Annotated in this window: 9 protein-coding genes; 5 read left to right on the top strand and 4 right to left on the bottom strand. The window is 65.0% G+C overall.

Features of this window, described 5'->3' with window-relative positions; all coding sequences use genetic code 11:
* Positions 1–4 precede the first annotated feature (4 nt).
* Both BLW40_RS00650 and BLW40_RS00645 read left to right on the top strand, forming a co-directional pair.
* Positions 5–1,489, top strand: a complete 1,485-nt coding sequence (locus tag BLW40_RS00650; protein WP_074764526.1) for a Ppx/GppA family phosphatase — start codon at positions 5–7, stop codon at positions 1,487–1,489.
* Positions 1,486–1,938 (top strand): YaiI/YqxD family protein, encoded by a 453-nt coding sequence (locus tag BLW40_RS00645; protein WP_074764524.1) that lies wholly within the window; start codon positions 1,486–1,488, stop codon positions 1,936–1,938. Before BLW40_RS00650 ends, BLW40_RS00645 begins: the two co-directional genes overlap by 4 nt.
* A gap of 112 nt (positions 1,939–2,050) precedes the next feature.
* Here the strand turns inward: BLW40_RS00645 and BLW40_RS00640 are convergent, their stop codons facing one another.
* The 4 genes from BLW40_RS00640 to BLW40_RS00625 form a co-directional block, all read right to left on the bottom strand.
* Entirely contained in the window at positions 2,051–2,239 is a 189-nt protein-coding gene (locus tag BLW40_RS00640; RefSeq protein ID WP_074764522.1) for a YgaP family membrane protein, read from the bottom strand.
* Positions 2,240–2,550: 311 nt separating this feature from the next.
* A complete protein-coding gene (locus BLW40_RS00635; RefSeq protein WP_074764520.1) occupies positions 2,551–3,888 on the bottom strand; it encodes an ABC transporter substrate-binding protein in 1,338 nt (445 codons plus the stop codon).
* 5 nt (positions 3,889–3,893) lie between these two features.
* A complete protein-coding gene (locus BLW40_RS00630) occupies positions 3,894–6,311 on the bottom strand; it encodes a Tex family protein (RefSeq protein WP_074765038.1) in 2,418 nt (805 codons plus the stop codon).
* Between the two features lie 79 nt (positions 6,312–6,390).
* A complete protein-coding gene (locus BLW40_RS00625; protein WP_074764518.1) occupies positions 6,391–9,045 on the bottom strand; it encodes a glycosyltransferase in 2,655 nt (884 codons plus the stop codon).
* 261 nt (positions 9,046–9,306) lie between these two features.
* On the opposite strand from BLW40_RS00625, the gene BLW40_RS00620 reads away from it, so the two are divergent.
* From BLW40_RS00620 to BLW40_RS00610, 3 genes are all read left to right on the top strand, one after another.
* Entirely contained in the window at positions 9,307–9,651 is a 345-nt protein-coding gene (locus BLW40_RS00620; RefSeq protein WP_074765036.1) for a PilZ domain-containing protein, read from the top strand.
* 7 nt (positions 9,652–9,658) lie between these two features.
* Positions 9,659–10,429, top strand: a complete 771-nt coding sequence (locus tag BLW40_RS00615) for an alpha/beta fold hydrolase (protein ID WP_074764516.1) — start codon at positions 9,659–9,661, stop codon at positions 10,427–10,429.
* A gap of 86 nt (positions 10,430–10,515) precedes the next feature.
* Positions 10,516–11,808 carry an efflux RND transporter periplasmic adaptor subunit gene (locus BLW40_RS00610; RefSeq protein ID WP_074764514.1) on the top strand — a complete coding sequence of 431 codons (1,293 nt, stop codon included), beginning with the start codon at positions 10,516–10,518 and terminating at the stop codon, positions 11,806–11,808.
* Positions 11,809–11,840 lie beyond the last annotated feature (32 nt).

The raw sequence follows: 11,840 nt of genomic DNA, 5'->3' as shown, positions 1-11,840 counted from the left end.
CGCCGTGAAAATCTGGCATCGCGTGGAACCGATCGGAATCATCGATATCGGTTCGAACTCCATCCGTTTGTGCGTGTACGACATCGCGCACCGGGTTCCCGTCCCGTTATTCAATGAAAAGGGTGTTTGCGCCCTGGGGCGTGGGCTGGGCAGTTCCGGCCGTCTCAATCCCGAAGGCGTCCAGGCTGCCCGCGCCGTGGTTGGGCGTTTCGTCGCCCTGTGCCGGGCGATGCAGGTCGAACGTCTCGACATCCTGGCGACGGCAGCGGTCCGCGACGCCGAGGACGGTGATGCCTTCGTCGCCGAGCTCGAAAAACGCTATGACGTCCGCATCAAGGTGCTGTCGGGCGGTCAGGAAGCCAAGATGGCCGCGTCCGGTGTGCTGTGCGGCTCGCCCGATGCCGATGGCATCGTCGCCGATCTGGGCGGCGGCTCGCTCGAACTGGTGACGGTTCAGGGCGGCAAGTCAGGACGTCACGTCACCATGCCGCTCGGTCTCCTCCGCCTGTCCGAAGCCTCGGGCGAAGACCGCATCCGCGCTGGCGAGATCGTCGAAAGCCGGCTGTCCGGAATTTCCTGGCTGGGGGAAGGGCAGGGCCGCAACCTCTATGCCGTCGGTGGTGCGTGGCGCGCCCTGGCCCGCATCTGCATTGCCCACACCCACCATCCCCTGACCGTGCTTGATAATTTCTCGCTCGATGCGAAAGAGGCGCTGACCCTGCTCGATCTGGTCTCGACCCAAAGCCGCAAATCGCTGGAAAAAGTGCCCGGCCTGTCGCGCAAGCGCCTGCCCGGATTGCCGCTCGCTGCCCTGATACTCGAACGGGTCACCCGGGAGGTGAAGCCGTCGCGACTGGTTTTCTCGATCTATGGGATGCGGGAAGGCCAGTTCTTCCGCCGCCTGCCCGAACGCCTGCGCGCCGAAGACCCGCTTTTGTCGGTGTGCCGCCGGATGGCGCTCAGCAATTCCCGCTTTCCCGAACATGGCGACGAGCTTCTGGCCTGGATGGCTCCGCTGTTTCCCCGGGAAACACCGCGCGCCGCTCGACTGCGTCATGCCGCCTGCATCGTCTCCGACATCTTCTGGAACGAGCATCCCGATTATCGGGCCGAACAGGCGTTCCTGCGGATCTTGCGCCTTCCCTTCATGGGGGTCGGCCACGATGACCGAGCCGCGATCGCCTTTACCGTCTATTGCCGCTATCAAGGCGCCGAGGATTCCCCCGTCGTCGCCCGCGCGATCCAATTGCTCGACGAGGAATCGCTCCGCCGCTGCCGGACCGTCGGCCAGGCCCTGCGCCTTGCCCATACCCTTTCGGGCGGCGCGCCCAACCTGCTGCGGCGCACCCGCCTGATTGCCGAGCAGGGCTCTCTCGTCCTCGAAATGCCTGCCGACAATCCCGCCTTCGTTCTCGATCCCGACCGCGCCTTCGACCGACTGGCCCGTTCGCTCGGCTACGAATCCCTGCTGGCTCGCCGCGTATCGTGACCGCGATCTTCGTCGATGGCGACGCCTGCCCGGTCAAGGCCGAGGTGTTCCGGGTTGCCGAGCGCTATGGCTTGCCCGTCACCGTCGTCGGCAATTCCTGGCTGCGGCTGCCCGACCACCCTTTGTTCAAGATGATTGTCGTCTCCGAAGGCCCCGACGTCGCCGACAAGCGGATTGTCGATCTGATTGAGCGGGGCGATATCTGCGTCACCAACGATATCCCCTTGGCGGCGCGCTGCCTGGAAAAGGCCGCCCTTGCCATCCGTCCCGACGGACGGGCGTTTACCGAATCCTCAATCGGTGACGTGCTCGCCACCCGCGATCTGATGACGTCGCTGCGCGAAACCGGGGCGATCACCGGCGGTCCTGCTCCGTTCGGCCCCCGCGACCGGTCCCGCTTCCTCTCCGCCCTCGATACGATGGTCCATGCCGCGCGTCGGGTAACGTAACGCAGCGAGGCGGGAGAGTGGTTGGTCGGGGGAAACCGGCGCATGGGGCACAAACGCAAACCGGGGACCAGAAGCATGGCTCCTGATCCCCGGATGCAGCACTCTTAACGCGCTATTCGGGCTTGCAGGTCTTGATCCCGAACGGGAGATAAGCCGGGCAACGGCGGACCAGAGCGGTCGCGATCGGGAGAACACCGATCCAGCCCCACACGCCGATGGTGCCAGCCAGGGTGAGGATAATCAGCACGATTCCGACGCCGAGACGGAGTATGCGGTCGATGTCGCCGATATTCTTGTCCATGTCGATCCTCTTGGGTTGACGTGACGGGCGGGGGGAGACTTATGCGGCCGCCGGTCTGGCGGCGGCGAACGTGGTCGTAGGCTTAAGACAAGAGCGTCAGCGATCTGCGACGGCCCGTCTTCCCTGTCGGGGGGCATGGCAAACCGTTCGCCATGCCGGATAAATTAGATTCAAAGAATATAATAATGCTCGACTGTCCGCAAGCATTAACCTCTCCGAAAAGGAGAATTCAGCCTTGGCCTGTCTGGCCTAAAGGATGAAAGCGGACCGAGAGTCAGTTCGGCCGCATCGGCGACAAGCGCCCGATGCGCTTATTCCGTGATGTCGGAATCGAGCGGTGGCGGGGCGAGCAGGACCGGTGGCGGCGGGGCGACCGGCGCAGCGGGGGCCGGGCTGGCGGGAGTCGCTTTCAGCGGACGGGGCGCTGCGAGAGTCTCTTCGGACCAGCGCATCGGGCATTCGCCGATATGGCGATTGTGCCAGTCGCGCAGGGCGATTCCGCGCAATTCCAGGGTCAGCCGACCCTTGGTGTCGCGGACGACCCGGCGCTGATAAAGAGCTAGCGTGGGCTGCTGGTTGGGGTCGAAGCGCAGAGTGCCGCGCGCCGAGGCGAAGTCGGCCCGGCGCAGCGCATTGCGGACGGCGTCGCGGTCTCCGGTGCGGCCATTGGTGGCCCGCATCGCCGAATCGAGCAGCAGGGCGGCGTCATAGCCCTGGACAACCCAACTGGTGACCGGGCGGGCATATTCGGCTTCGAAATCTGCGATCAGGCGGCGATTGACCGGCTGGTCGAGATCGGGGCTCCACGACGATACCGTCAGGATGTCGAGGGCGGACTCATCCATCGCCGCCAACAGCGGACGTTCGAATCCGTTCGAGGGTCCGATCAGGGGAATCTCGGCTTTCAACCCGGCGGCGGCGAAATCGCGGACAAATGCCAGCCCCATTCCACCGGTGAGGAGGGAATAGACCGCGTCGGGACCAAGACGGCGCACCGCGTCAAGCTCTGCGGCGAAAGTTGCCGCGCCATGGCGGGGGCGTAAAACAGTGACCACTTCGCCTGTCCAGGTCCGCCGCAGCGCGGCCAGGGCCATGTCGGTCTGGGGCGTATCGGGGCCGATCACCACCAGACGGTGCATTTTGTCGGCAGTGAGGACTGCGCCAACCGCTTCGTGGAGGGCTTCGGGCGGGGTGGAGAGATCGAACAGACTGGGATTGCATCCGGCCCCGGCCAGATCGGTCGGGATGGCGTCGAGATTGAGGATGAACACCCGCGAGTCGAGCAACGTCCGGATGATCGCCGCCATCGAGGCCTGCGACACCGCCGTCATCACGAAATCGACCTTTTCGCGTTCGAGCAGGCGCTGGGTAACCTGGAGAGCGGTATCGGGCGAACCGTGGTCATCGACCGCGACCACTTTCACTTCCTGATTGGCGAAGCGGCCGCCCAATTGGCGAACGGCGGTGATGACGCCGTCCAACTCGTCCTGACCGGCCAGCGCGCCGGGGCCGCTTAAGGTCGCGATCACGCCGATAACGATGGTGGGATTGCCCGCGGCGCTGGTCGGGTTGGGCAGCGCCGCGGCCATCTTGGGGGGAAGCAGCGCCGCCGCCAGCAGCAGCGCGAACGAGACGGCGCGGCGACCCATCGCGGTTACCTCTTTTTCAGCGCGGCCCGGGCAAAGGCGGCGGCCAGCGCGCCGTCGCCTTCCTCGGCCGGACTCGGGGACTTGGCCGGACGGCGCGGCTCACGCGGGGCGGCCGCATCGTTGCCCGAACGCGGGTGACGGGGCGGGCGGGAATCGGTTCCTTTCCGCTCGGGTTTGTCGCCGCCCGACCGGGCCGGAGCCGCCGCTTCGTCCAGCCGCATCGACAAGGCGATCCGCTTCCGCTTCGGATCGACCTCAAGCACCTTGACCTTGACCAGATCGCCCGGCTTGACCACCTCGTGCGGGTCTTTGACGAAGCGATTGGCCAGTAGCGAGATGTGCACCAGCCCGTCCTGATGAACCCCGATATCGACGAACGCGCCGAAATTGGTGACGTTGGTCACCACGCCTTCCAGGATCATGCCGGGCTGAAGGTCGGTCAGGCTTTCGACCCCGTCGCGGAAGGTGGCGGTCTTGAATTCGGGCCGGGGATCGCGGCCGGGCTTTTCCAACTCGCGCAGGATGTCGCGGACAGTCGGCTCGCCGAAACGCTCGTCGGTGAAGTCGGCGGGATCGAGGCTGCGGACAAAGGCGGTGTCGCCAATCAGGGCCTGGACCGGGCGGCCGGTCGTCTTGACGATCCGCTCGACCACCGGATAGGCCTCGGGGTGGACCGCCGAGGAATCGAGCGGGTTGACGCCATCAATGACGCGGAGGAAGCCCGCCGCCTGCTCGAACGCCTTCGGTCCCAGCCGGTCGACCTGCTTGAGCGCCTCGCGGCTGGCGAACGGGCCAAAGCGGTCGCGGTACTCGACGATGTTGCGGGCCACCGTCGGCCCCAGACCGGCGACGCGGGCCAGCAGCGGCACCGAGGCGGTGTTGACCTCGACCCCGACCGCGTTGACGCAATCCTCGACGACGGCGTCGAGCGAGCGGCCCAGCCGTCCCTGATCGACGTCATGTTGATATTGCCCGACTCCGATCGCCTTGGGGTCGATCTTGACCAGTTCGGCCAGCGGGTCTTGCAAGCGCCGGGCAATCGACACCGCGCCGCGCAGGCTGACATCAATGTCGGGGAATTCCTTCGCCGCCAGTTCCGAGGCGGAATAGACCGAGGCCCCGGCTTCGCTGACCACCAGCTTTTCCAGCTTCATCTCGGGGTGCTGGCGGATCAGATCCTGGGCCAGCTTGTCGGTTTCGCGCGAGGCGGTGCCGTTGCCGATCGCGATCAGGTTCGGCTTGTGCTTGCGGACCAGCGCGCCGAGCGCCGCCAGTGCGCCCTGCCAATCGTTACGGGGCTGGTGGGGATACAGGGTCGCGGTTTCGACCAGCTTGCCGGTGGAATCGGTGACCGCCACCTTGACCCCGGTGCGGATGCCGGGATCGAGCCCGATGCAGGCCCGCGCTCCGGCCGGAGCCTGGAGCAGCAACGCGCGCAGATTGCGGGCGAAGACGCGGATCGCCTCCTCCTCGGCGGTTTCGCGCAGGCGACCCATCAATTCGAGTTCGAGGTGCATCTGAATCTTGACCCGCCAAGCCCAGCGCACCGTCTCGGCCAGCCAGGGATCGGCCGGACGCTTGCGGTCGATGATGCCAAAGCGCCGGGCGATCCGGCCTTCGCACTCGCCGGGAGCGGTGGGGGCGGGGGCGTCGTCGGGGCGGGCGGCTTCGTCGGGAGCGAGCAGCTTCAGCGACAGCACCCCTTCGTTGCGCCCCCGGAACAAAGCCAGGGCGCGGTGCGACGGGACCGCCTTCAGCGTCTCGCGGTAATCGAAATAGTCGCTGAACTTGGCGCCCGCCTCGGCCTTGCCCTCGACGACAGTCGAGATCAGCACGCCGCCCTGCCACAGATGATCGCGTAAGCCGCCGAGCAGTTCGGCGTCTTCGGCAAAGCGCTCCATCAGAATCTGACGGGCACCGTCCAACGCCGCCTTGACGTCGGCCACGCCCTTGTCGGCGTCGAGATAGGCTTGAGCGGCTTGATCGGGGACCAGCGCCGGGTCGGCCAGCAGCGCGTCGGCCAGCGGCTCCAGCCCGGCTTCGCGGGCGATCTGGGCCTTGGTCCGGCGCTTCTGCTTGAAGGGCAGGTAAAGGTCTTCCAGCCGTGCCTTGCTGTCGGCCCCGGCGATCCGTTCGGCCAGATCGGGGGTCAGCTTGCCCTGTTCGTCGATGGATTTCAGGATCGCGGCGCGGCGATCCTCCAATTCGCGCAGGTAAGACAGCCGCTCCTCCAGGGTTCGGAGCTGGGTGTCGTCCAATCCGCCCGTTGCTTCCTTGCGGTAACGGGCGACGAAGGGAACCGTCGCGCCACCGTCGAGCAACTGTACCGTCGCCTCGACCTGGGCGGTGCGAACCGACAATTCCTGGGCGATGCGGGAAAGGATCGCGGCCGAAGCCGAAGCGGACTGGGATGAGGAGGTCATGCGCTCTCTGCCGATGAGAAAAACGACCGCCCGGGTCATCCCCGGGCGGGTTCGAAACAAAGCAGGCGACCCGGGCCGATCAGGCGGCGGGCTGGACCTTGGCCGGATCGGCCGTGGGTGCGGGCGGGGCGTCGGTCGAGACCTTGCTCGGCATCACGCTGATCAGCGAAGTGATCAGGGCGGCCAGGAACGGCATCGCCTGCACCACCAGCACCAGCGACCACAGCCGCACATCGGGGTCGTAGAAATTGTTCTTGGGCAGCAGCACCACGATTGCCGCGATCCATTGCGCCAGCATCAGGGCACTTTCTTCCGATGCCATCAGGAAGCCCTGGGTAAAGGCGGCCTTGTTGGCCATCTTCGGCGTCCGCATGAACGGCGTCGATTTGGTGAACATCCCCTGCCACATCGCCCGGGCGATCGAATAGGTCAGCCCCATGCCAGCAATCGCCGCCAGCGAGCGCTGACGCAGGGTGCATTTGACCCGGGTGGTGTAGAGGAAGAAGTGGTGAACGATCTTGGCGACGAACACACCGACGGTGGGCAGGGTGAACACCGCGAGCGGGGTGGGGAAGTAACGCGGCGCCAGCACCATACCCAGCGACCAGATCAAGCTGGCGATGGTGAACAGCAGATAGAAGGCGTCGGCGAACCACGGCAGCCAGCCCGAGACAAAATGGTACTTCTGCCCGGCGGTCAGCCCGCTCTTGGTAAACGGCATCAGCGAGCGCCAATGCGCCTTCAGAATCTGCACCGCGCCATAGGCCCAGCGGAAGCGCTGCTTCTTGTAGGCCATGAAGCTGTCGGGAACGAGGCCGTGGCCGATGCGGTCCTGGACATAGACGGATTCGTAGCCGTCTTTGAGGAAGCGCAGACCCAGTTCAGCGTCCTCGACGATGCACCATTCGCCCCAGCGCCCAGCCTTTTCCAGCGCTTCCTTGCGGATCAGGGTCATGGTTCCGTGCTGGATGATCGCGTTGGCTTCGTTGCGATAGACCATGCCGATGTCAAAGAACCCGGCATATTCCCAATTGATCATCTCCTTGAACAGGTCGTTTTCCCATTCGCGGTGATCCTGCGGGGCCTGGACGTGGCCGACCTTGGGATTTTCGAAATAGGGGACCAGCCCCTTCAGCCAGTTGGGGGAGACGATATAGTCGGAATCGACGACACCGATGATCTCGGCCTCGGGATCGGTGACGGTCAGCGCGAAATTCAGCGCCCCGGCCTTGGCCCCCGGCCAGGGGGCGAGGTGGAAGAACTTCACCTTCTCGCCCAGCGTGTCGCAATAATCGCGCACCGGCCCCCACACGTTCGGATCCTTGGTGTTGTTGTCGAGCACCAGGATTTCGAAATTGGGGTAGTCGAGCGCCATCAGGCTGTCGATGGTCAGCTTCACCATGTCTGGCGGTTCGTTATAGCAGGGCAGATGCAGCGACACTTTGGGGAAGCGTTTGCACTCGGCCGACGGCAAGGCGGTGAAGCGACGCTTGAAACGGCTGGCCCAGGTCAGTTCGGTAACCTCGATCCCGGCGATCAGGACCACGAACAGCAACAGCAATTGTGCGGGCAGCAGCAATCCCAGCATCAGCCCGGTGCCGGGCGCGACGTCCTTCAGCACCGGCGTCGACATCGTCCAGATCACCAGGGTGGCGGCGAACTGGACCAGGACGCCAAAGAAAATCTTACCGGGCAGGCGCAGATTGCGCCATTTGAACAGGAACCAGGCGACCGGCAGGAAGGCGATGAAGGTCGCGGCGGCGGCCTGGAACGGCCATTCCTCGAATTCGATGACTGGGCCGATCCAGTTGAATTTCGGCTGGCGATCGACGGTCCAGATACCCCAGTGCTTTTCACTGGCGTTGTTGTCGAGGTTGACCTTCCATGGCTGGTCGAACGCCTCGACGATGTTGTAATCAAGCTTTTCCTGATGCGCCCAATTGAGGAAATGGCGCAGGAACAGGGCCTGATTGACCAGTGACGGTTCGGAATCGCCATAGGAGCGTCCAGCCGAGGGCCAGCCGACTTCCCCGATGAACAGCGGCTTATCGGGATAGGCGTTCTTGACCTCGCGCACCATTCGCTTGGTGAAATCAAGCGCTCCGCTGATATCGACCCGCTCCCAGAAGGGCAGGGTATGGATGGTGATGAAATCGACTTCGCGCGCCAGTTCGGGATAATCGAGCCAGATCGACCACGCCTCGGCGGTGCTGATCTTGACCCGGTCGGGAAGCGCGGCGCGGACCCGGCGCAGATAGCGGATCATCTGATCGACGCTGAGACGGTGGAGCGTCAGATTTTCGTTGCCGATGATCACCCGTTCGACGTTGGGATTGTCCCGCGCGATCCGGATGATGTTGTTGAGTTCGACCTCGTTGCGGGCGAGGCGCTCGTCGAGCCAGGCCCCCGGCAGTGCCTTCAGCCCATGATGGGCGGCCAGTTCCGGCACTTGGTCGAGCCCTTCCAGGGTCGAATAGGTGCGGACCTGCTCGACCTTACCGGCGAGCAGGGCGAGATCCTCGTCCATCTCTTCGCGGGTGGCGAGGCGGGTCTCGTCCAGATAGGGCAGCTTGCGGACCAGCGTCGGGTCGTCATCGGCCCGGCTGGGGCTGAACGACACGCTCTTGATGGTGCCTGACCAGGGCAAGCCGGTCTGGGGGCGGTTGATCGCCGCCCAGAAGCCGAGATTGCCAAGAACGATCAACAGCAGGACAACGATACCGGAGAGGCGCATGAAGGGGCGGGGTCCGAATGGGGGTGAAGGAAACCGACCGCGCGCCCACCTTCGCGTCCTGTGACGGAAATCGACGCGATCAGGACAGGCGCGGCGGTCCTTATCCCTAAGAAACGAGCGCGATTATTAGCCCAGCCGCCGCCCGCTGTCCATGGTCACCGCCACAGGCCCCCATGCCGGAGCCGCGCGCGCGTGCGACGGTGACAGACGGGGCGATCGGGAGTAAACTGGCGGTCTCATCAATCGGTGGGGAGCTTCACCTTGGCGATCAGCGGTTTGAACCGTCGTCTCGACGATCGGCACCAGGGAGACGGACTGTTCCTGCTGTTCCAGGGTACTCTGGTCGAGGTGATCGACGTTTCGATTGGCGGTCTTAAATTCCGCAATCCTCCCTACCGTCTCGATCCCGGATTTCGGTTTTCGTTCGAGCTTCGCTCGACCTTTGAGGCTCCCAATCCGCTGGCCCGGGGGATCGCGGTGGTCCGCGCCGCCCGGGAGGATTGGGTGGCGGTCGAGTTCGTGCGGCCGACCTTCGCGTTGATGAAGGTGGTGGGCCGCCATATCGGCCGACAATTGAACGGTCGCAACCATTTGTTCCGGCTCTGATCGACCGATGCGTCTGGCCATCGCCGAATCGGGCGGGTCCGCTGCGCCGCCGCTGGTGATCCTGCACGGATTGCTGGGCTCGTCGCGCAATTGGGGCGGTGTGGCGAAAGCGTTGAGCGCAGAGTGGCGCGTCCTCGCCCTCGACCTGCCCAATCACGGGGCCAGTCCGTGGTCCGAGACAATGGATTATCCCTTCATGGCCCGCGAGGTCGCGGCGACGATTGAGTCCTTGGGACGAAAGGTCGTCCTGATCGGCCATTCGATGGGCGGTAAGGCGGCGATGGTTCTGGCCCTGACCCGTCCCGATCTGGTCGAGCGTCTGGTTGTCGTCGATATCGCTCCGGTGACCTACGATCACACCTTCGCTCCCTTCATTCGGGCGATGCGGGCGGTACGGCTGTCCGAGGTCCGCACCCGTGCCGACGTCTCCGCCGCCTTGGCGCAGGCAGTGCCCGACCCGGCCTTTCGCGCCTTTTTGTTGCAGAATCTGGAGAGTGGTGCCGAAGGGTATCGCTGGCGGCCCAATCTGGCGGTGCTGTTGGCTCATATGGAAGATATCCTGGGCTTCCCTGCACTTGCGCCCGCAAGCGTCTTTTCCGGGCCGACCCTGTTTTTGGCCGGGGGACGTTCGGATTACCTGCGTCCTTCCCATTGCGAGGCCATCTCCGCTTTGTTTCCCGCCGCCCGTCACACCGTGATCGCCGAAGCCGGGCACTGGGTTCATGCCGACGCGCCCGAGGCTTTTCTCGCGGCCCTGGGGGACTTTCTTCGCCGATAAGGGCGAGGGTTACCCTCTGTTACAGACAATAAACGTGGCTAGCGGCCATAATCCTCGCCGCGACCGAGCCAAAGGGAGTTGACGGCGTGTCTTCACACCAGCCTAACAACAGCACCGCGTTCCGGCGGCTGGCGATTGCCGTCGCCGTTCTGGTCGGCCTTGGTCTGGCGGCTTATTTTTTCTTTCCCGGCCTGACCTCCGGATTGCTGGCCTCAAGCGGATCGCGCTCCGCTCCCGCCAAGGGTGGCCCCGGTGGCCCCGGAGGCCCCGGCGGGCCGGAAGGACGTCCGGTGCCGGTGCTGACCGCCGCCGTGTCGCGGCGTGACGTCCCGATCTATCTCAACGCGCTGGGGACGGTGCAGGCGTTCAACACCGTTACGGTGCGCTCTCAGGTCGATGGCGAACTGATCGAGGTGCTGTTCCGCGAGGGCCAGGACGTCAAGGCGGGCGACGTGCTGGCTCAGATCGACCCGCGCACCTATCGGGCCGCCTTCGAGCAGTCCCTGGCCACCCGCGACAAGGATCTGGCCCAGCTTGATGCGGCCCGGCGCGATCTCGCCCGCTATGTCGCCCTGGGCGACCGCGTCACCGGCCAAAGCGTCGATACCCAGCGTGCTCAGGTCCGTCAGCTTGAAGCGACGGTTCGCGCCGACGAAGCGGCGATCAGTTCGGCCAAGGTCCAACTCAGCCATACCGTGATCACCGCTCCGATCGACGGCCGGGCCGGGTTGCGGCTGGTCGATCGCGGCAATATCGTTCGCGCCTCGGACACCACCGGGCTGGTCACCCTGACCCAGGTCCAGCCCATCGCGGTTATTTTCACTCTGCCGCAACAGACTCTGACCGCGATCAACGAGCAGATGGCCCAAGGCAAGCGCTTGACCGTTCTGGCGACCCAGTCGGATGGCAAGGGCGGCGTGATCGATGCGGGCGAACTGGAACTGATCGACAACCAGATCGACCAGACCACCGGGACGATCAAACTGAAGGCGGTGTTGCCTAATGCCGAGCGGCGGCTGTGGCCGGGCGGATTCGTCACGGTGCGGCTGCTGCTCGACGTTCGCCGCGCCGGATTGGTGGTGCCGCTTCCGGCGGTGCAGCGTGGACCGCAAGGGCCTTATGTCTTCCACGTCACCCCGGACAAGACAGTCGAGATGCGTCCGGTCACGGTGGGTGCGATCGAGTCCGAGCAGGCGCTGATCGATTCCGGGCTGGACGAGGGCGAGGTGATCGTTACCGACGGCGTTGCCAAGCTGAAACCGGGCTCGAAGATCAGCCTGCCCGAGGATCGCGCCAAGGGTGCGGCGGCACCGGCCTCTGTTCCGGTCGCGACTCCGATTCCGCCTGCTCCGGCTCCGGCTCAAGAGCAAGGCCGGTGAGGCGAACCGCCATGACCACGTCGCGCCCGGCG

The sequence above is a fragment of the Magnetospirillum fulvum genome (genome assembly GCF_900108475.1).
Classification (GTDB): domain Bacteria; phylum Pseudomonadota; class Alphaproteobacteria; order Rhodospirillales; family Magnetospirillaceae; genus Phaeospirillum; species Phaeospirillum fulvum_A.
Note: the sequence above shows the minus strand (reverse complement) of the source record. Positions and strands in the feature narration are given on the sequence as shown.